Here is a 17,611-nt window from a genome sequence, read left to right on the forward strand (position 1 = left end):
GTCAGGCCCCGATGCGCTTCGTGAAGTGGTGGCCGAGCTCGCAGGGCGCGGCGGTGTAATCCGGCAGCACGCGGGCCCAGCCGCGGCGGCCGACGAACTCGACGGTGGTGCAGCCCAGCCGGGCGGCGCCGCGCTCGACGGCGGCGATCACCGCGCCCCACGGGCCGGCCGCGCGGCCGCCGAGGGACAGGACCCAGCAGGACAGCCGGCCGCCGCGGTGCTGGCGGACCTGCGTCACGCCCGCCGCCACGAACCGGTCACCCTCGAAGATCCCGACGAGCTGAGCCTCGCCCGCCGCGCAGGAGGCCAGAAGACCGACCACGGTCAGGTCGCAGCGGGGCAGGGCGCAGGCGGCGTCCAGGCATGCCTCGACGCGCTCGGCGAGGTCAGGCGCGAGCGGCATCGACAGGGGCTGGAGGTGCATCAGGCCCGGCGCATCTCGAAGCGGAAGGTGCGGTCCGTGGCCGGGTTCAGATCGTGCCCAACCGTGAAGCTGCGGCGGTCGGCCGAGACGAGCCAGAGCTGCGCCTTCGACGCGGATTCCGTGACCGGGACCCAGCGCGGCAGGGCGCCCGGGCCGCAGTTCTCGCAGGGCACGACGGTACGCGAGACCCCGTTGGCCAGCGTGAAGGTGTTGGACGAGATCGCGTTGGTAGCGCCGCGGGCCAGCTCGCCGATCGCCCGGGCGAACAGCGACAGGTCCTTCTCGTTCTGGCCGGGGACGTTCATCGTGCGCCCTCCGCGGTCGCGTCCGGCTCGATCGCCGAGACGTAGGACCAGGTCGTGCCGGCCGGGATCCGCACCCGGGCCCGGTGGTAGCGGCCCGAGGCGCGGGTCGGCGCGATCCGCTCCACGGTCGGTTCGGTCTCCGGCAGCCAGCGCGGCGCGGCGGACGCGGCGAGGCTCTCGCGGACGCCGACCGCCACGCGCCAGTCGTCAGCATCGGTGTCCACGCGCGCGCCGCGCAGGAAGGCCCGGTTCGGCCGCGCCAGCATCGCGTCGGGGGTCTGCACGACCGCCTCCAGCGGCGCCCCGTCGAGCACGGCGAGCCGGTTGTCGGTCGTCATCACCGCGAGCAGCGTCGCGCCGCCCTGGTAGATCGGATCGTCGAGCGAGGGCTGGGCCGGGTCGTCGATCGAACCCTCGATGCTGTCGATCGACGTGTCCGGCGTCGCCGCCGACATGCCGAAGCGGATCGGGGTGCTGAGGAACGACCAGCGGTCGAGCAGCCAGTCGTACAGCAGGGCCTCGCCCAGCAGGGAAGGGTCGGACGCATCGGTGCCGGCGAGCCGGTAGGCGAACAGGATCCGCTCGCCAGTCGGGTCACGGAACGCCACCGTCATTCCGACCCGCTCCGGGTCGACGCGGCCTTGGAAGAACCGGTTCACCCGCTCCGCGCCGATCGGCGTGGACGGACCGCCACCGATCACCAGGGCATAGAAGCCGTCGCGGTCGAGGAAGAAGATGCGCGGGCCGACCTTGGCGATGCACCAGGGCGCCACCGCGCCGCGGTTCTCCTCCAGCACCGAGCAGTCGAAGATGTTGCCGGAATCCGGGCTCAGCGTCATGCGCCGGATCGCCCGCTCCTGGAAGATCACGCCATACTCGCCGCCCGCGAAGCCGGTCACGGCGCCGCCGTCGGGGAGCTGCTGCTCGTCGGCCTCGTGACCGTCCAGTCCGAGGCCCCACTGCTCGATGTCGCCGCTGTCCGACCACCGGACCGACTGCGGCTTGTCCGGCAGGCCGGCGAGCACGAGGAAGTCGCCGACGACGCCCATGTGCCGGGCCCGGGGCGGGCTGCCGAGAAGATCCGTGAACGGCTGCGTGCCGGCCTGGACGACGTCGATCGTCGCCTTCTGCACCGGGGTGCCGGCCGAGCAGGCGAGCAGCAGGGTGCCGTAAACGACGAAGGACCAGTAGTCCCCGGGCGGCACGCTGTAGGGCGTGTTCGGGTTCGTCACCTCGTGCCACGCCTGATCCGTGGTTCGGTAGACGAACAAGCCCTTGGACGTGCCGGCCACGTAGATCGGGAAGTTGTAGGTCGGGGAGAACACCGCGACCGCGCCGCGGCACTCCGCCGGCAGGGCGAGCGACAGCGGCACCGGGGCCAGGACCGGACCGTACCCGTCGGAGCGCGGCACCACGTTCGTCGCCACCGCCGAGACCGAGGCGTCGACCGAGGCCCTGTCGGGCGCGAACGGCGCCAGCTTGATCGGGTCCATGCTACTCGGGCCGCGCCACAGCCTGCGACGAGGCCTGGATCTCGGCCGGGCGGCCGGTGCGCTTGGCGACCTTCGCCGTGTCGGCCTTGATCCCGAGCGCGGCCAGGACCTGGAGCATCAGGCCGGTGTGCGCCTGGACCGCGGCCGGATCCTTCTGGAACAGGTAGGCCTCTGCCAGGACGGCGTAGAGGTAGGCGTCCGGCGCCTTGGCCAGCAGCCAGTTCTTCGGCGCGTCGGAGGTCAGCGGCGGGATCGCTGCGTAATAGGCCAGCGTCACCACGCCGGGCTTCTCCGGCACCATGCGCACCTTGCCGGCGCGGATCGTGAAGTACTGCGGGTCGCCGCCCGGACGGTGCCGGAAGCGCGCCTCGGGGCTGTCGGCCTCGGCGAAGGTCGGGCGCGCCGTGCGGCCCGAGCCGGCCCAGGACACCGCCAGCCACTCGATGAAGTCGGCGGGCAGGTCCATCACGGCGACCGGCGCCGCGGCGCTGCCCCCGCTCACCTCCGCCTCCATCTCGCGCGCGCGCAGGATCGCGTTGAAGTGGCTCTCGGCCAGCGCGATGAAGCCCGGAACCGCGTCCGCCAGATCGGGGCGGGCGATGTAGTCCAGGACGGCGGCCTGGAGGCTCGCCAGATCGGTGATCGGTGCGGCCACGGGCGCCTCAGAGATCGTAGGCCTGCACCTGGCCGGTGGAGGCGATGACGTTCGAGCGACCCTGGAGCGCGCTCAGCTCTTCGGCGATGATCTCGCTCTGGTCCCGCGCCATCACGGGATTGCGCAGGCTGTTGCGGGCGAGGTGCCGCTTGGCCCAGGCCGCGATCAGGCTGGAGGCCTCATCGGTCCAGGCGTTCGCCTCGTCGGGGCCCGGCGCCGGCAGCCGAACATGCGCCATGAGCCGGATCGTCCAGGCATCCGACGGCATCGGCCACAGCCGCAGCGAGCGCTCGAAATACGAGTAGGCGCACGGCTGGGACTGGCTCTCAGGCTGGTCTGCCGCCTCGATCCAAGCCTCGTCGATGCGCCGCAGGAAGGTCGGGGTCGACCCGTCGAGCATGACGACGCTGTCGATCGCCATCAGGTCAGGGATGCCGGTGGCGTCGCCGGATGCGTAGACGTCGGACCCCGGGACGGTCTGAAACGTCACGTACCCTTCGTTGAAGAAGAAGCGGTCCGGCTGGAAGAACCGGATCGCCCGGTCAACGGCCGTCGCGATCTGCGGGCCGAGGTCCGCGCGTTCGATGTCGTCCGCGATCTCCGCGTACAGATCGGCGAGCGTCGGCCGCCCGTCCTGTGTCGGCATCGGGCACCGTCTCCGTCTTCGAGGGGGACGGCGGGGGCTCGGCCTCCGCCGCCAGGGCCGCCGCAGCGAGGTGCAGCAGCATGGAGCCGCGCATCAGGCGCGCGGCGCGGCGTAGGTGAACACGACCTCGGCCGAGCCCTGCGTTGCCGCGGCGCCGGTCTGGGCGTAGCCGATGTACGGCACCGTATCGGCGGCGAGGCGTCCGAGGGCGGTGGCGGTGTCCGGACGCTTCACGCCGGCCGCACCGACGGCGGAGTCGCCCGCCGCCACGAGGTCGTTGCCGCCCGGCGCGGAGCCGACGGTGAGGGCGTTGGTGCCGCCGTTGAAGGCCTGCGTCACGACGATGAGCGTGGACAGGATCTGGGCGCCGGCCGGGAAGGCGGCCGTCATCGGGCGGCTGACGTCGTTGAACGTGACGGTGGTGCGGAGCTCGCCGACCTGCCCGTGCAGGAGCGAGCGCACCGCCGGCTTGGTCGGGCTGGTGTTGGTGGCCATGTCAGGCCCCTCTCGAAGATGGACGCGCAGCCGGACGGCTCACGCGCATGGGCAGAGGAGCCCGCAGCCGGTCAGGGCCGCGGGCGGGGTTCATGCGGGGAGGGAGGCCAATCAGCCGGCGTTGACGGCGTAGGTCGGGATGACGATCACGGCGAAGTCGACGCCGTTGTAGGTCGTCTTCTTGATGCCCCAGATCGCCCAGGCCGAGACCTCGAGCTCGCGCTTGTGGTCGTACAGCTCCTCGTTCCAGCGGAACTTCTCGGGGCCGCCGCCCTTGCCGAAGGCCGCCGTGACGGCCTGGGCGCCGAGCAGGACCGCGCGGCGCACGTTCGGCAGGATGGTCTTGCCGTCGGGCGCGACGCCGAGGGTGACCTGCTGGGACTCGCGCAGGATGACGTTGTTGTAGACACCGAGCGACCCGTCGAAGATCGGGTTCTTGGTGATCTCGCCGCCCTGCATCGCGGCCTTCTGGATGTCGAGCCACTGGCCCGCGCCGGCGTTGATCCGGAGCTGGGTCACCTGGGTCGGGTGGATGTACATCACCCACATCTCGCCCATGCCGTCGATCTTGACCGGGCGCATCTTCGGCGCGCCGGCGGCACCGCCGGTCTTGGCGATCTCCACCGCGGCGTCGATCTGCGCGAGGGTCAGGCCGTCGCCGGCAGCGAGGGCGCCGTCGTTGGCCTTGCCGTTCGGCCGGATCACCCGGGTGGCCGCGGTCACGACGTTGTTGCCGGTGAACTTCACGCCACCGGAGCCGTCGACCTGCACCACGTTCGCGGGGGTGAAGCCGCAGGCGTGGTTGAAGAACGACACCGAGGTGCGGAGCTGGAACCAGTCGGACAGGCCGTCCTTGGCCTCGTCGCGCAGGTTGAACGGCACGCGCTGCTGGTCGATCGTGAACTTCGAGCGGATGCCCACGACGTTGCCGAGCTCGTCGATGGTGATCGCGTCGGACATGGTCGAGAGCTGCTCGCCATTGCCCTCGGCGCGGTCGGACGAGGTGAAGCCGTTGCCGGCGAGCTGCATGCGCAGGCCGAACGTGACCTTGTCGCCGACGCCCTTCTGGGTCTCGGTCTTGATCTGGATGACGGACTTGGCCGACTCGCCGAACAGCGGGGCGATATCGAGGGCCTTGGTGGCTTCGACGGAGAGGCTCTTCGACCAGAGCTTCGCCGCCAGCGCGTCGTTCAGCGCATAAGCGGTCACACCCATGACGGGGATCCTTGAAATCGGGGGGATGCGGGAAGGTTCGTGCCGCGCGTCACGTCGCGGGCAGACGAAAGCCGGGCCCCGGGTGACCGTTGGGGACGGTGGTCGGACGGGCGCCGTGACGTGGCGCGGACGGAGGCTGTGACGCGGCCGTGCGGATCGCGTGACGTGCGATCAGGCGGACGACAGGCCACGTGCGAGCGCCCCACCTGGCGGTAGGGTGCGGCTCGGGACCGATCGGAACTCGGGGAAGCGCTGAGACGGGGCAACGCCCGCACGTCTCGCGACGGATAGTCCTTTGAGCGGGTTCGCCCGTCGGGTCAACAGTAAAGGTGCGGCGCGCGAGCCGTCCCGCGCGCCGCAGTTCGATCAGGCGCCCATGAGCTGGCGGAGCTTCCGCCCGTTGGCCTTCTGGAAGGCGGAGAACTCGTCGTCGGACATGTTGGCCAGCATCTCGGCCGTGACCTCACCCGCGGGCGATCCGCCGGTGGCCGACAACGACATGCCAGGCCCCTTCTGGCCAGCATCGACGCGGGCAGCCTTCTCGGCGGCGGTCTCGGCCGGCGCGGCAGCGGCAGGCGCAGCCTCCGGTGCCTTGGGGGCGAACCCGCGGCTCTTGGCCAGGGCGGCGATCAGGGCGGCCGGCGACTGGCCACGCTGGCGGGCCGTCTGGGCGAGGTTGAACTCCTCCTCCCGCACGGTCTGAACCGCCTCGGCCTCCGACATGCCGACGAGCTGCAGCTCGGCCACGCGGCCCGAGAACAGGTGCTGGTAGGCGTCCGAGACCGTGGCGTCGGCGGCGACGGCGCGCTGGAGGTCCTCGCGGTAGAAGCCGATCACGTCGTTCCGCTCGTCCGCGGCCCGGCGATCCTCCTCGGCCTTCTTCTGGGTCTCGGTGAGCTGGGTCTGGCCGGTGCGGATCGCCTGGATCTGCTCCTCCAGGTACTTCGCGTACCCGAAGATGTCCTCGTTCGGATCCGGGACCTTCGCGGGCTCGGCGGCGGCCGCGGCGGCGGCGGCCGGCTGGGCCGGGGCGGCGGGCCGCTGCATCGCCTCAGACAGGATGCGGAGGCGCTCGTCGCCGCGGGCGAACTTCTCCTGCAGCTCGCTGAGCTGGCGCTGGGCCGTCTTGCGGGCCTCGCGCTCCTTATGGAACGCACCGTGCCGCACGAACCGACCGCGGTTCTTCTCGGGGTCGTCGGCGTCCTCGGCATCCGGATCCACGACCTCGCCGGGAGCGGCAGCCTCACCGGCCGGGGCCGGGGCAGCACCACCCTCGGGAGCGGCGGCAGGGGCGGGGGCAGCCGTCGAGCCAGCCAGCGGCTCCAGATCGGTCGCGCCGCTGCGCATGGCATCCCACTGCGCCTGCTCCTCGGGCGAGAAGGCGTCGTCGGAGTCGATGGGGGCGGAGAAATCGCTGTCGATCATGTGGTCCAGGTCCTCGTGACGTGATGGGACGGAAGGCCGGTCTGACGCGCCGGCCGGGCGGAAGGGGTTCAGGCCCAGCGGTTCACGCCGCGCGGGCGATCGCTGCCATAGGAGGGAAGCGGCTTAGGCGGCTCGGGCCGCGGGGGCAGGCGGTCGACCTTGCCCTCAGCGAGCAGCTCGGAGACGGCCAAGGCCGACCCATCGACCAGCAGCATCGGGGTGCCGACCTTCAGCCACACCTCAGCGGCGGGCGGATCAGCCATCGCGACCGCGACCATCCCGACGTTGTCGGGCGCCACGAACACGGGTTCGCCCTCCACCGACGGATCGCCGGTGAAGGTGCGCAGCTCGACGATGCGCATGGGTTAGAAGCTCGGCTGGACCGGATAGAGCTGGGGCCCTGGCGCGGCGGCCGCGGGCAGGGCGTTGAACGGCGGCCGGTCCACGGGGATCGGTGTCGGGGCCGGGCCACCATGCTGGTGCGGAGCGGCAGTGTTCCGACGCTCCTGCATCACCTGCGCGTGGCCATGCGCGATCTCCAGCGTGCGCCCGACCGTGTCGACCTGGTCGTACTGGCTGAGCGAGCGCTGGTGCTGGGCCTGGGCGCGCTTCAGGTCGGCGCCGGCCGCGGTCTCCTCGATCTTCGTGAGGGCCTCCTGCAAGGCGATCTGCTGCCGCTGCTGGGCTTCCGGATCCTGCTGCTGGCTCGCGAGCAGCTCGCGCATCTTCGCGACGAAGCTGTCCGGGAACGGCGAGTAGGGCAGCACCTCGAGGAGAACCTGCGGGGTGATCATGTCCCGGATGATCGGCAGCACCGACACGAAGGTCTGCCAGACCACCTGCTGCTGGTTCGGCGAGGACGGCGCCTCATCGATCACCACGTCGTAATCGCCCGCGGTCTTGTCGCGCAGCAGCGGGATCACCTGCTGGCCGGCCTGCCCGGTGATGCGCACGAGGCGACCGTCCGAGAGGTAGGTCTGGATGAAGTGCAGCCGCACCCGGCCGATGTGCTTCCGGGCCCGGCGCAGCGCGTTGAACATGGTGGCGAGGATGTTCATCGCCGCCTGCTTGCGCTGGTACTCCAGCACGCCGGCCTGCTGGTTCTGCTGCTGGCCGAGCAGCTCCAGGTTCACCCCCGAGGAATCGCGGATCGACGTGAGCGCGAACTCCATGAGCTGCCAGTGCCCGGTCGGCATCTGCGGCAGCGGCTTCTCCTTGATCGCGCCGGAGCGCAGCGCGCCGGGGTTCACGAAGGTGACTGCACCGGACTTGGCCGCGGTGCGCTCGAACGCCGCCTGATCCTTCACGGCCGAGGTCTCGGCGAAGTAGCCGCCCTTCGCCTGCCGGTTCAGCATGTCGATGGTCTGCGACAGCCACTTGTTGGCGAAGCGCTGCGGATCGCGCATCGGCCGCACGATGCCGAACCAGGAGCCTCGGTTCTGGTCCCGGTCTCCGGTCAGAAAGGCGTAGCTGAAGCGGTCGCCCGCCGGCGCGTCGCCGACCGTGCCGAGGATGATGTTGCCGAGGAAGGCGCGGCGGTACTTCCGCGTCATGCGGTGGAACACCTGCACCGGCATGCCGACGAGCTCCGCGCGCTCCACCAGCACCTTCGCCTTCGCCGGATCCATCTCGATCGGCTGCTGGCTCTGCGGGTCGATCACGACTGCGACCCGCACCCGCTCCCACCACTGGCACTCGACGATGGTGACGCGCTTCGTGCCGCCGGTCTGGTCGGTATCGCCGAGCCGGTCCGAGCGGCGCTCGCCGGGCTGGATCTGGTGGTGCGGCTCGCCGCCGTCGCGATCCTCTGCCCAGGCCGCATCAAAGTCGGCCGGGTCGACGTCCGGGAACAAGCTCTCAGCCTCGGCCCGGTCCATCGACTTCGCCCGCCAGACGCGCCGGGCGTCCGACAGGTTGCGCTTCGTGGCCGAGGCGTCCCAGAACATCTCCAGGGGGTTCACCCGGTCCTCGACGTAATCGCCGTCGGGGTTGATCTCGTAATCGAGGCGCATCTCCACGACGCCGACGCCGCAGGTCACCGCGTCGATGAAGGCGTCGCTCTCTTCGTCCTCGGCGTCCGCCTCGTCTGCGAGGTAGCGGGAGGCCTCGGTGAGCACCTCGTTCAGCGCCGCATCGCCGATCTGGCGGGGCAGGTACTGGATATCCTGGCGGGTGCTGACCTCGGAACCGGCGACGGCCCGGATCACCGGCAGGATGCGGTTGAAGGAGATCGGCGGCCGGCCCTGCTCGCGCAGCGCGGCCTCATCCTGCGCCGACCACTGATGGCCAGCCACGAAGTCGAAGTCCTCGCGGGCCTCCGCGCGCCATTCCGAGGAGGCCTCGCGGTCGGCCCGGAACCACGTCCGCAGCTTCCGGAACAGCGCGGCCGCGTCGAGGTCGGCCTGGTGGCGCGCCTGCTCCTCCGGCGACAGCGGAGCGTCGTCGGTATCGGTCATTGCGCCCATCCGGAGCCTTCGGTGGTCTCAGCGCGCTCGCGGCGGCGGCGCCGGTCGTAGCGGTCGTTCGGGGTCTCCGGCGGCGGGTCGTCCGGGCGGGGCTCGGCGATCGCGACGGCGAAGTAGCGGAAGGCGTCGGCCGCGTGGCTCGCCCAGTCGTGCAGCGGGTTCTTCGAGAAGGCCTGCGTGTCGGGATCGACGTCGTACCGGTAGTTCCGGAGCGCCTGGAGCCCGTCGGCGCAGCGGTCCTCGTCAAAGAAGCACCGCGCGAACACCTGCCGGGCCGCGTCGATGCCCGCCGCGACCGAGAGCTTCGGCGTGATCCGCACCTCGTGGCCGGCGGCCCACATCTGCTGCTCGATGGTCCGCTCGGAGGCGAGAAGCTCGTTCTGCGCGTCGTGCGGGAGCCAGTGCTCGCCGTAGACGTACCCGCAGTCGGCGGCCCGCTGCGTGAGCATCTCCAGGTAGTGACCCAGCGCGAAGCCGCGGTTCTCGTAGAAGTCGATCAGCCGGAACTCGAAGCCGACGATCTGGGCGAACCAGATGCTCGTCTTGTCGGCCCGGCCCAGATCCCAGAACGTGTGCACCCGCTTCGACGGGTCGAAGGGGACCTTCCGGAACCGGCCTGCCCGCGTCGCGGCCAGGATCTCATGGGTGTAGATCGCGCCGTCGAGGACCTGCTTGCAGTGGCCCTCCCAGACGGTCTCGTACCCAACAGGGTCCCGGGCCAGGAGGTCCTTCGCCTCCTGCTGCAGCTCCTCCGGAAACCACGGATTGTCGTACCAGTTGATGGTCGCGACTTCCGAGTTCGTCGGCGGATGCGTGACGAACCGCTTGTAGGTCTCGTCCTCTGCCAGCTCCGGGTTGAAACTGATCCAGATCTCGGAGCCCGGCTTGCGGATCGTCGGGATGAGCGTGTCCCACGACGACTTCGACACCGTGCGGGCCTCCTCGACCCAGCATATGTCGACGCCCTCATAGGACTTGATCTTCGTGACGTTGTGCCGGAGCCCCTCGAACGAGAACTCGGTGCCGTTCGCCCCGATGATCCGGGTCTGCTGCACCTCGTAGAATGCGCCGAGGCCCAGCTTGTCGGCCTGATCCTTCAGCAGCGCGTGCACGCTGTCCGCGGTCGAATTCTGGAACTCGCGGGCGCAGAGGATGCGGAGCTTCTTCGAGGCGCCGAGGATCAGGAGCGCGCGGGCGAAGGCCCAAGATTTCCCACCGCCGCGGCCGCCCTTCGCGATCTTGTACCGCTTCGGCTGGAATAGGAACGCCAGCTTGCGCGGGAACTCAGCTTGGTTTGCCGGGGCCGTCGATGAAGGTGACGGCGATGCCGCCGGCGAGGAGGGGCTGGCCATCCTTCCCGCTGACCTCGTTCTGCCGCTTGTTGGTGAAGGCGTCGCCGCACTCCCGAGCAGCCTGCTCCAGGAGGTTCGCCGCCAAGCTCATGTTGCCCTGCGCCTCGGCCTTGTTGACCATGCGATCCAGGCGTCGGAGCCGGACCATCCGGTGCGACACGCCGATCGCGGCCTGGTCGGCGAGGAAGCGCTCGCGCGTCGCGGCGAAGAGGGCCTTCAGCTCCTCCGAGAGCCGCTGCCCCTGGACCTTGTTCGGGTCGTAGGCCTCGACCGCCTGGCGCGTTACGGCCACGGCGAACTCATCCTTGACAGCCGACACCACCGCAGAGGGGGCGTCGAAGCACGCAAGCTGTTGGACGATGAAGGTTTTCACCTCATCCGGGAGCGTGGTCACGGCCGCGATTCCGTCAACGCCGGGTCAATCTCAGACGCGCCGGCCGCAGGTGCCGCACGCGCCGACGATGTCCGCCTCGCACACGATCGGGGGCCGGTTGGCCGCCTCGACCAGCGCCGCGGTCTGGCCCGCCGCCGCGCCGACGCCGTAGCGGGCGACGACGCCGACGAACTCCTCGACGTCGTGGCCGCGCATCGTGAAGATCGGCCGGCCGCTCGCCTTCGAGAACCGCGGGGCGCCGAACGCGTCCTTCGCCTGCGCGCAGTGGTAGAGCTCGTGCTCGACGAGGGAGCAGAACGTGGCGTCGTCGGCCTGGTCCGCGAAGCCCGCGTCGAGCGTAATCATGAAGTCCGGGACGAGGCCGAACCATGCCTCGACCTGCTGGAAGAACCGGGCCCGGGCCCACTTCCCGCCCTGGACGGACGGGATCTCGGCCTGGCCGACGACGCCGTTCCCGCCGCGCGCGTTCGGCACGGACGTCCACATGAAGCCGAGCGTCGCCTCCCGGAGGTGCGCGTGCTCCTCGTTCAGCAGCGCCGCGTCTTCGCTGATGAAGGCGGCGCGGGCCCAGACCTCCAGCTCGGGCGCCGGCTCGAAAGGCAGCGCCGTGAGGGCACCTTCCTGGCCGAGCAGCCGCTCCGGCGGGCGAGGGCGGGCGAGGTTCACGCGCCGATCATCCCGTCGACCGCCACACAGCGTGCCGACAGCGTGCGGCCGCGCGGGGCCTCGCCGAACTGCTCGATGGTGGAGGCGTGGCCCTCGCAGGCGAACCGGCCGAGCCAGCGCCGGCCGGAGACCGGGAGCAGGCGGCAGTCGGCGCCGCGGCAGACACGGACCTCGATACGGTAGCCGACCGTCGCGGCCTGCGCGGGGCGGTCGAACACCCACACCCAGGCCCAGCCGGCGACCAGCACGAGGAGGATGCCAGCGGCGTGCCGGAAGCCGACGATCCCGCGCATCAGAGCGCCCTCTCATCGGTGTCCGGCAAGTGCCCGGCCTGCCGCCGATCCATCACGCTGCGCAGGACGACGAGCGCCTCCGGCAGCGCGAACCAAGATCCAGAGGCGAGCGCACGCTTCAGAAGCCGCTCGGCCTCCTCGGAGGCTTGCCGGTAGCTCATACCGGCATAGCGGAGGTGCTGATCGTCGAGTGGCATCAGTGCACCGCCCGGGACGGCATGTCGCCGTGCAGCAGCATCAAGCGCTCGGCTATGGCGCGCACGTCGTCGGGGACGGCCGGCCGGACCAGCACGAAGGAGGCAGGCCGACGCGGGCGCAGGGCGGCAGCGGCGATGCCGGCGAGCAGGATGGCGGCGCAGAGACGGGGCATCAGCGGCGCGCCTGATAGGTGCGGAACACGTGGTCCCAGAGGGTCGTGACCACGCCGAAGTTAGCCTCGACGCCATGGTGGTGCATCGCGTGGCGCATCTTCAGGCCGTAGAGCGGATGCCGCGGCCCGATCCGCCAGTGATGCACGGCGTGGTGGGCGGTGATGTAGGCGAGGTAGCCGAACGCGACCCCGGCCAAGACGCCGGCCGAGAGCACGAGGAACAGCGCGCCGAAGATGGCCAGCGAGTGCCACGAGGTGACGCCGGTCCGGGCGCAGGGCCGGGCGTGGTGCAGGTCGTGCGCGTCCCGGAACACCGGCAGCCGGTGGAACAGGCAGCGGTGGATCACGTACTCGGCGAGCGACCACGCCGCGAGGCCGAGCGCGATGCCTGCGAGCGAGGCGCCGCCGACGGTGACCAGCAGGAGCACCAGCGCCGGGATGGCGACGAAGTCGGTGTAATAGGCGAGCCGGGACATCAGCGCAGGATCCTCACCGGGATGCCGAGCAGCAGCTCCGCGTCGGCGCGGGACAGCTTCGGGATGGGGCCGCGCGGCGCGCCGAGGTCGGGCCCGGGGCACAGCTCGCGCTCGCCGCGGTGGACGATCGGGGCAGGGGCGGCCGGCTGATCGCGGAACAGCCAGCGGAGGACGAGGCGCTTCAGCATGGTCGGGCCCGCAGCATCGCCATGGAGCGGCGGACCTCGAATTCGCCGGCCCGGGCCTCGTCGTACGGGGTCTCGACCGGGAGCGGCGTGGCGCCCGGGTAGCCGATGACGCCCTGCCGGCGCATCTGGTCGCCGTAGGCCTGGGCCGCCGGGTCGCGCTGGAGGCGCTGCGCATGGCGAAGCGCCCGATCAGCATCGGCCGGAGTGAAGTCCGGGCGAGCGGTCACGCGATGCCGAGGCGCTTGTGCGAGATCCGGCGCCAGCCCTTGGTCGGGTGCAGCACCATGGTGGCGCCGGGCACCTCACGGGTGGCGGCGATCCGCTTCGGCGCGATCGCGTTCCAGGCAGCCGAAATCGCCGCCTGGTGAAGGGCGCCCTGGTAGATGCTGTTCATGTGGAGGGTCTCGCGTCAGCCTATGATCGCGGCGTGGGCGCCCGGCTGCAGGACGTGCGTCTCGGTCCCGTTCCAGCGGAACAGGTACTCGATCGCGCCGCGGTATTTCGGGTTGTCGGTCACGTACGCGACCGTCGAGACGGCCCAGCGGCCGCCCTTCGGCGCCGGGATGCCCTCGGCGTTCAAGCCGTCGGCGATGGCCTGGAGCGTCCGCTTGCGGCGACGCTCCTGGTAGATCCGGCGCACGATGCGCGCCTGCTCCGGGACGACCCGGAGGCCGCCCTCCAGATCCTTCGTGTAGCCGTAGGGCGCCTGGCCCCCGGCGAAGCCACCCTTGCCGGCCTTGGCCACCCGACCGCCGGCGGTCCGGTCCCGGATCACGAACCGCTCGTTCTCCGCCATGCCGGCGAAGATCGCGAAGAAGGTCCGGCCCATCGGGTTCGAGGTGTCGATCACCGATTCCGTGACCGACCGGAAGGCGACCTCGTGCTGTTCGGCGAGATCCGAGACCGTCGTCATCGCGTGGCGGATGTCGCGGGACAGCCGGTCGATCTTCGCCACCAGCAGCACGTCGAAGGCCTTGGCCGCGGCGAGCTCCAGCGCCTGTCCGAAGGCGGGGCGATCGGCGGGCCGGGTCGCGCCCGAGACACCGGGGTCGGTGAGTACCTCGATCAGCTCGTAGCCCTGGCTCTCGGCGAAGGAGCGGACTGCCTTCTCCTGCGCCTCAAGCCCGTGGCCGGTCGCGGCCTGCTCTTCCGTCGAGACCCGCAGGTACCCGAGCGCCCGGACGGCGCTGGCTGCCTTCGTCTCGGTCTGGATTTTATTCCGGGCCCGCTGGCGGCCCACACGGCGTGAGCCCGAAACCACCTGCAAGCCTCTGCTTTTGTTGATGTTTTTGCGTCTAAACGGCCGATATTTCCAAGATCTCAGGAGACCTTGGAAATGGCCTCGAAATCAGGCCGCCCGGCGCCGCCTCGCGACGGTGAACGGCTTGCCCTTCTCGCTCACCCCGGACTGGCCGAACGTCCGCTTCTCGACGGTGCCGAGCTGGGGCCGAAGCTGGCGCACGAGCGCAGCGATGCGCTTGCAGTGCGAGTCCTTGGCTTCGAGGTAGTCCGCCTGATCGCGGAAGCGCCGCCGGCAGAAGGCCGCGGCCTCCTGCTCGATCGCGGTCACTGTCGCATGCGCGCTCACGCGGGTGCGCCCGGCTGGATCATGGTGAAACGACCATATCGCGGAACCGCTGCCGCGTCTGCCGGAGCAACGCCCAAGCTGTTGAGCGGGTTCGGTGAAGCTGGCCCGGCAGCGGCGAACGGATTAGCGGCTGCCGGGGACGCCCGAAGGCGTGGGACTGAGGTTCGACCTCATGAGGCCGAAGCCCCCAAAGCGCCAGACATGCAAACGCCCGGCGGCTTCTCAGCCCCGGGCGTGCGTCTCGCGACCCAAACGGAATGCCGGTTTTTGCCCGACGGGTCAAGGATCCTGCCGAGGCGGCGAGATGATCATCACGCCTTCGCCTTGCCCAAGCATTTCCACGACGGTCTCGGCGGTCTCGTGCACATTGATGCTGTGAGCCGAATGCGAACCGCCATCAGAACCCGATGTCGTCATGCATCGCAGGCGGGCGTGACCGTTGGAAGTGCCAATCTCGATGATCGACGCCGCATTAACATAGATTGGCGAGTGATTGGTCCGCGACGTCAACTGAAGAAAGATCACAGCGCACCTCCGTTCCGACGCACCCATGCTGGCGCATCGGCCGGCTGGTGTCACGAGGCTGGCGGGTATGGTCCACGCCAAGCCGCATAGAACGCCTCGTCGCGAACCCAAGTCTCCTCGATTGTCACCGTGGAATCGGAGACGCGCTTCCAGAAGCGGTGAGCAGCCGGCGACCGCGCGGCGAGCATCCGGTCGGCCGCGAAGCGGTTGAGGCGCTCGTACCGGACGCGCGGCCGCTCGACCCGGCGCATGCCGAGCGGCGGCCCAGGCGGCAGGCCGCACATCAGGCCTCGCTGCCCACCCGGCAGCGCGCCGCCACGATGTCCCGGACCCGCCCGCGACCGGCGACAGCCCGCTGGACGTCCGGCTTGGCCTGCGGAGCGTAGCGGGCTTCCTCAGCGCCCCAGTACTGGCCCTGGCCGGCCGGGACGGCGCGACCCTGCGCGTCGGTCTCCTCGCCAGTCTTCTGGCCTCGGAAGAAGCGCTCTTGCACGTTCGCCACGCCCTCGGCCGCGAAGTCCTCGTCGAGGTTCTCCATCAGGATCCGGAAGTGCGCGGCGATCTGGCTGGTGCCGCGGTCGCCGCCCTTGCCGCGGGCCTCGGCGAACTGAGCGAAGGTCTGGCGGCCGGTCAGCACCTCGTGGAGGAATCGGGCCCCGGGCACGCCGACAGCGCGGACGACCTTGTCCTTCAGCTTCGCCACCAGCCGGGCGTCGTCGATCGCGTAGATGACCGACAGCTCGTGCGCGATGGTCATGTCCTTCGAGCCGCGGACGCCGAAGTCCATGGAGCCGAGCCGGGCGCCGGAAGCCCGCTCGAAGATCGCCTGGACCTGGCGCCCAACCTCGTACTGCGAGACCGTGAGCCGCCCGTGCGAGCGCTCCATCTCCAGAACGTCGACCCGACGATTGACCGCGGCGAGCGAACGACCGCCCGGGGTCCACGGATCGTCGACCGCCACGGCCGCCGTCTCGATCGGGCCGCGCTTGCCCCGGACCGGCTTCGAGAGTTCGGAGCGCGGGTCGAAGGCGCCGGCGTGGTCGTACCGGTCGCCGCGCGGATCCCGGCGCCGCTCCGGCTGGGCGAAGCGCACATGGGTGTGGGTTGCCGGCGAGCCGGCGAGGGAGATGGCCTTGGTCCTGGACGCTGCCACGGTGATGCCCCATGAGGCGGTCGGCCTTCCGCCGATCCGTGACACCTGATCTGCGTCCCGTTTTTGGACACACGCAAGCGTGATCTATGCCTGCGTCACTCCGGCGTGCCCGTGACCTTTGCGTTCCAGGCATCGGCGAGGCGGTGGCAGGCGCGCTTCCGCCGCCGGTCGAAGGTGCGCCGCTGGACGCCGACCTCGGCGCAGTAATCGGTCACGGTGCCGCCCGGGACCTCCCGCAGCAGCCGCAGCCGCCGGTGCCGCCGGATCCGCCGCCGAGCCTTCGACCGGGCCCAGGTGAGGAGCGCGATCCGCTCCGGGCTACCGACCCCCAGGACCTCGGCGGAGAACACGATCCAGTCGAAGGTCGCCCGCATCTCCTGCGGATCGTTCGGCTGGAGCCGGTTCAGCCTGACGCTGAAGATGCCCGAGCTGGTGAAGGCCATGAACGCCGCCACCAGCCACCGCTCCACATCCGCACACGTCATGGCCGGCGGGTCAGGCCCCTCAATCCTCAACGGGTTCGCCATCAGCACCGGGTCAGCGATCCCCTACCGTTCGCCGGAAGAGGCGACGCGCGCCCTCACGGCTTCCCCACGTTGAGCATCGGCAGGGCGCCACCAGGCACCATGGTGGTCGGCAGCTTGCCGTCCCAGCGCTCCGCCTGGGTCAGCGCCACGAGGCCGGGATTCGAGCCCAGCGCCTCGGCGCGGGCCCGGATTGCGCTGGCCTCCGCGTCGCCTCGGAGCTTCGTGGCATCGGCCTCGGCCTGCGCGCGCTGGCGGATCGCGTTCGCCTCGGCGCCGGCCTTGGTGCCGACGATCTCGGCCTGGACCTTCTCGCGCAGCGCATTCTGCTTCAGCCGGTCGACCTCGACGGAGGCCTGCATGCGCTGCTCGATCGACCGCATGTACTCGGGCGAGAACTGGATGTCCTCGATCTGCACGGCCTCGATCACGATGGGCGCGTTCATGCCGCCGATCGCCTCGTGGATGGCCGCCGCCATCTTGGCGTTGAGCTGCACGCGCTCCTGCACGGCCGTGACCGCGTCGAACTGGCCGAAGACGTTCTTCGACTGCTCCAGCACCTTCGGCTCGACGACGCGGTCCTCCAGGTTCGCGGTCGACGTGAACCGACTGTAGACCTCGGACACCCGGTCCGTCGGCACGTGGTAGAGCACGGACAGCTTCATCACCGCCGGCTGCTGGTCGCGGGAATAAGCTTCCATCTTGTCGAACTCGACGCGGTGCGATTCCACGCTGATCGACACGGCCGACTGCACGAACGGCAGCTTCCAGTGCAGACCCGGATCCGCCTCGCCGACCACGGCGCCGTTCGTGAGCAGCACAACCCGCTCGCGCTGGTCGACCGTGTAGAACGAGCCGCCGACGACGGAGAGAGCCACGAGGCCCGCGACGCCGATCAGACCGAGCCGGACGTAGTTCATCTTCTTCGTTCCCCCTTGCCCCGGATCGCGCCCATCGCG

Annotated in this window: 27 protein-coding genes; all 27 read right to left on the minus strand. The window is 70.5% G+C overall.

Features of this window, described 5'->3' with window-relative positions; translation table 11 throughout:
- Position 1: 1 nt before the first annotated feature.
- Positions 2-424 carry a hypothetical protein gene (locus ACLBX8_RS11830; protein ID WP_447715162.1) on the minus strand — a complete coding sequence of 141 codons (423 nt, stop codon included), beginning with the start codon at positions 422-424 and terminating at the stop codon, positions 2-4.
- Entirely contained in the window at positions 424-729 is a 306-nt protein-coding gene (locus tag ACLBX8_RS11835; protein ID WP_447715163.1) for a hypothetical protein, read from the minus strand. The genes ACLBX8_RS11830 and ACLBX8_RS11835 overlap by 1 nt, the downstream gene beginning before the upstream one ends.
- Positions 726-2,222, minus strand: coding sequence for a hypothetical protein (locus ACLBX8_RS11840; RefSeq protein WP_447715164.1), 1,497 nt, complete (start codon positions 2,220-2,222; stop codon positions 726-728). Before ACLBX8_RS11840 ends, ACLBX8_RS11835 begins: the two co-directional genes overlap by 4 nt.
- Before the next feature lies 1 nt (position 2,223).
- On the minus strand, positions 2,224-2,877 hold the full coding sequence (locus tag ACLBX8_RS11845) for a phage adaptor protein (protein WP_447715165.1): 654 nt from the start codon (positions 2,875-2,877) through the stop codon (positions 2,224-2,226).
- 7 nt (positions 2,878-2,884) lie between these two features.
- Positions 2,885-3,523: a phage adaptor protein gene (locus tag ACLBX8_RS11850; RefSeq protein ID WP_447715166.1), complete on the minus strand. Its 639-nt coding sequence runs from the start codon at positions 3,521-3,523 to the stop codon at positions 2,885-2,887.
- 93 nt (positions 3,524-3,616) lie between these two features.
- Positions 3,617-4,018 carry a hypothetical protein gene (locus ACLBX8_RS11855; protein WP_447715167.1) on the minus strand — a complete coding sequence of 134 codons (402 nt, stop codon included), beginning with the start codon at positions 4,016-4,018 and terminating at the stop codon, positions 3,617-3,619.
- Between the two features lie 111 nt (positions 4,019-4,129).
- On the minus strand, positions 4,130-5,233 hold the full coding sequence (locus ACLBX8_RS11860) for a N4-gp56 family major capsid protein (RefSeq protein ID WP_447715168.1): 1,104 nt from the start codon (positions 5,231-5,233) through the stop codon (positions 4,130-4,132).
- Positions 5,234-5,599: 366 nt separating this feature from the next.
- Positions 5,600-6,658: a hypothetical protein gene (locus tag ACLBX8_RS11865; protein WP_447715169.1), complete on the minus strand. Its 1,059-nt coding sequence runs from the start codon at positions 6,656-6,658 to the stop codon at positions 5,600-5,602.
- A gap of 68 nt (positions 6,659-6,726) precedes the next feature.
- Positions 6,727-7,020 (minus strand): hypothetical protein, encoded by a 294-nt coding sequence (locus tag ACLBX8_RS11870; RefSeq protein WP_447715170.1) that lies wholly within the window; start codon positions 7,018-7,020, stop codon positions 6,727-6,729.
- Between the two features lie 3 nt (positions 7,021-7,023).
- Positions 7,024-9,114 (minus strand): portal protein, encoded by a 2,091-nt coding sequence (locus ACLBX8_RS11875; RefSeq protein ID WP_447715171.1) that lies wholly within the window; start codon positions 9,112-9,114, stop codon positions 7,024-7,026.
- Positions 9,111-10,475, minus strand: a complete 1,365-nt coding sequence (locus tag ACLBX8_RS11880) for a PBSX family phage terminase large subunit (RefSeq protein WP_071000472.1) — start codon at positions 10,473-10,475, stop codon at positions 9,111-9,113. The genes ACLBX8_RS11875 and ACLBX8_RS11880 overlap by 4 nt, the downstream gene beginning before the upstream one ends.
- The gene (locus ACLBX8_RS11885; RefSeq protein ID WP_447715277.1) at positions 10,408-10,878 is read right to left on the minus strand and encodes a DUF2280 domain-containing protein; all 471 of its coding nucleotides are present in this window, start codon (positions 10,876-10,878) and stop codon (positions 10,408-10,410) included. Before ACLBX8_RS11885 ends, ACLBX8_RS11880 begins: the two co-directional genes overlap by 68 nt.
- Positions 10,879-10,899: 21 nt before the next feature.
- A complete protein-coding gene (locus ACLBX8_RS11890; protein ID WP_447715172.1) occupies positions 10,900-11,535 on the minus strand; it encodes a putative metallopeptidase in 636 nt (211 codons plus the stop codon).
- Complete coding sequence (locus ACLBX8_RS11895) at positions 11,532-11,828, minus strand: hypothetical protein (protein ID WP_447715173.1); 297 nt, start codon at positions 11,826-11,828, stop codon at positions 11,532-11,534. Before ACLBX8_RS11895 ends, ACLBX8_RS11890 begins: the two co-directional genes overlap by 4 nt.
- Positions 11,828-12,025, minus strand: a complete 198-nt coding sequence (locus ACLBX8_RS11900) for a hypothetical protein (RefSeq protein ID WP_447715174.1) — start codon at positions 12,023-12,025, stop codon at positions 11,828-11,830. Before ACLBX8_RS11900 ends, ACLBX8_RS11895 begins: the two co-directional genes overlap by 1 nt.
- Positions 12,025-12,198: a hypothetical protein gene (locus ACLBX8_RS11905; RefSeq protein WP_447715175.1), complete on the minus strand. Its 174-nt coding sequence runs from the start codon at positions 12,196-12,198 to the stop codon at positions 12,025-12,027. The genes ACLBX8_RS11900 and ACLBX8_RS11905 overlap by 1 nt, the downstream gene beginning before the upstream one ends.
- Positions 12,198-12,674, minus strand: coding sequence for a sterol desaturase family protein (locus ACLBX8_RS11910; protein WP_447715176.1), 477 nt, complete (start codon positions 12,672-12,674; stop codon positions 12,198-12,200). The genes ACLBX8_RS11905 and ACLBX8_RS11910 overlap by 1 nt, the downstream gene beginning before the upstream one ends.
- The gene (locus ACLBX8_RS11915) at positions 12,674-12,862 is read right to left on the minus strand and encodes a hypothetical protein (RefSeq protein WP_447715177.1); all 189 of its coding nucleotides are present in this window, start codon (positions 12,860-12,862) and stop codon (positions 12,674-12,676) included. The genes ACLBX8_RS11910 and ACLBX8_RS11915 overlap by 1 nt, the downstream gene beginning before the upstream one ends.
- Entirely contained in the window at positions 12,856-13,089 is a 234-nt protein-coding gene (locus tag ACLBX8_RS11920) for a hypothetical protein (RefSeq protein WP_447715178.1), read from the minus strand. The genes ACLBX8_RS11915 and ACLBX8_RS11920 overlap by 7 nt, the downstream gene beginning before the upstream one ends.
- Complete coding sequence (locus ACLBX8_RS11925) at positions 13,086-13,256, minus strand: hypothetical protein (protein ID WP_447715179.1); 171 nt, start codon at positions 13,254-13,256, stop codon at positions 13,086-13,088. Before ACLBX8_RS11925 ends, ACLBX8_RS11920 begins: the two co-directional genes overlap by 4 nt.
- A 15-nt stretch (positions 13,257-13,271) precedes the next feature.
- Positions 13,272-14,102: a recombinase family protein gene (locus tag ACLBX8_RS11930; protein ID WP_244413172.1), complete on the minus strand. Its 831-nt coding sequence runs from the start codon at positions 14,100-14,102 to the stop codon at positions 13,272-13,274.
- 108 nt (positions 14,103-14,210) lie between these two features.
- A complete protein-coding gene (locus ACLBX8_RS11935; protein ID WP_447715180.1) occupies positions 14,211-14,432 on the minus strand; it encodes a hypothetical protein in 222 nt (73 codons plus the stop codon).
- A 297-nt stretch (positions 14,433-14,729) separates the two neighbouring features.
- Positions 14,730-14,975: a hypothetical protein gene (locus tag ACLBX8_RS11940; RefSeq protein ID WP_447715181.1), complete on the minus strand. Its 246-nt coding sequence runs from the start codon at positions 14,973-14,975 to the stop codon at positions 14,730-14,732.
- A gap of 50 nt (positions 14,976-15,025) precedes the next feature.
- Positions 15,026-15,259 carry a hypothetical protein gene (locus tag ACLBX8_RS11945; protein WP_447715182.1) on the minus strand — a complete coding sequence of 78 codons (234 nt, stop codon included), beginning with the start codon at positions 15,257-15,259 and terminating at the stop codon, positions 15,026-15,028.
- Entirely contained in the window at positions 15,259-16,128 is an 870-nt protein-coding gene (locus tag ACLBX8_RS11950) for a hypothetical protein (RefSeq protein WP_447715183.1), read from the minus strand. The genes ACLBX8_RS11945 and ACLBX8_RS11950 overlap by 1 nt, the downstream gene beginning before the upstream one ends.
- A 95-nt stretch (positions 16,129-16,223) precedes the next feature.
- Positions 16,224-16,613, minus strand: coding sequence for a hypothetical protein (locus ACLBX8_RS11955; protein WP_447715184.1), 390 nt, complete (start codon positions 16,611-16,613; stop codon positions 16,224-16,226).
- A 95-nt stretch (positions 16,614-16,708) separates the two neighbouring features.
- On the minus strand, positions 16,709-17,572 hold the full coding sequence (locus tag ACLBX8_RS11960) for an SPFH domain-containing protein (protein ID WP_447715185.1): 864 nt from the start codon (positions 17,570-17,572) through the stop codon (positions 16,709-16,711).
- Positions 17,573-17,611: the final 39 nt, after the last annotated feature.

This window comes from Methylobacterium sp. D48H, from assembly GCF_053345715.1.

Coding starts and splice junctions, on each gene's coding strand:
- ACLBX8_RS11830 (WP_447715162.1), bottom strand. CDS start 424: ATGCACCTCCAGCCCCTGTCGATGCCGCTCGCGCCTGACCTCGCCGAG.
- ACLBX8_RS11835 (WP_447715163.1), bottom strand. CDS start 729: ATGAACGTCCCCGGCCAGAACGAGAAGGACCTGTCGCTGTTCGCCCGG.
- ACLBX8_RS11840 (WP_447715164.1), bottom strand. CDS start 2,222: ATGGACCCGATCAAGCTGGCGCCGTTCGCGCCCGACAGGGCCTCGGTC.
- ACLBX8_RS11850 (WP_447715166.1), bottom strand. CDS start 3,523: ATGCCGACACAGGACGGGCGGCCGACGCTCGCCGATCTGTACGCGGAG.
- ACLBX8_RS11855 (WP_447715167.1), bottom strand. CDS start 4,018: ATGGCCACCAACACCAGCCCGACCAAGCCGGCGGTGCGCTCGCTCCTG.
- ACLBX8_RS11860 (WP_447715168.1), bottom strand. CDS start 5,233: ATGGGTGTGACCGCTTATGCGCTGAACGACGCGCTGGCGGCGAAGCTC.
- ACLBX8_RS11865 (WP_447715169.1), bottom strand. CDS start 6,658: ATGATCGACAGCGATTTCTCCGCCCCCATCGACTCCGACGACGCCTTC.
- ACLBX8_RS11870 (WP_447715170.1), bottom strand. CDS start 7,020: ATGCGCATCGTCGAGCTGCGCACCTTCACCGGCGATCCGTCGGTGGAG.
- ACLBX8_RS11875 (WP_447715171.1), bottom strand. CDS start 9,114: ATGACCGATACCGACGACGCTCCGCTGTCGCCGGAGGAGCAGGCGCGC.
- ACLBX8_RS11880 (WP_071000472.1), bottom strand. CDS start 10,475: ATGGCCAGCCCCTCCTCGCCGGCGGCATCGCCGTCACCTTCATCGACG.
- ACLBX8_RS11895 (WP_447715173.1), bottom strand. CDS start 11,828: ATGCGCGGGATCGTCGGCTTCCGGCACGCCGCTGGCATCCTCCTCGTG.
- ACLBX8_RS11900 (WP_447715174.1), bottom strand. CDS start 12,025: ATGCCACTCGACGATCAGCACCTCCGCTATGCCGGTATGAGCTACCGG.
- ACLBX8_RS11905 (WP_447715175.1), bottom strand. CDS start 12,198: ATGCCCCGTCTCTGCGCCGCCATCCTGCTCGCCGGCATCGCCGCTGCC.
- ACLBX8_RS11910 (WP_447715176.1), bottom strand. CDS start 12,674: ATGTCCCGGCTCGCCTATTACACCGACTTCGTCGCCATCCCGGCGCTG.
- ACLBX8_RS11915 (WP_447715177.1), bottom strand. CDS start 12,862: ATGCTGAAGCGCCTCGTCCTCCGCTGGCTGTTCCGCGATCAGCCGGCC.
- ACLBX8_RS11925 (WP_447715179.1), bottom strand. CDS start 13,256: ATGAACAGCATCTACCAGGGCGCCCTTCACCAGGCGGCGATTTCGGCT.
- ACLBX8_RS11945 (WP_447715182.1), bottom strand. CDS start 15,259: ATGTGCGGCCTGCCGCCTGGGCCGCCGCTCGGCATGCGCCGGGTCGAG.
- ACLBX8_RS11955 (WP_447715184.1), bottom strand. CDS start 16,613: ATGACGTGTGCGGATGTGGAGCGGTGGCTGGTGGCGGCGTTCATGGCC.
- ACLBX8_RS11960 (WP_447715185.1), bottom strand. CDS start 17,572: ATGAACTACGTCCGGCTCGGTCTGATCGGCGTCGCGGGCCTCGTGGCT.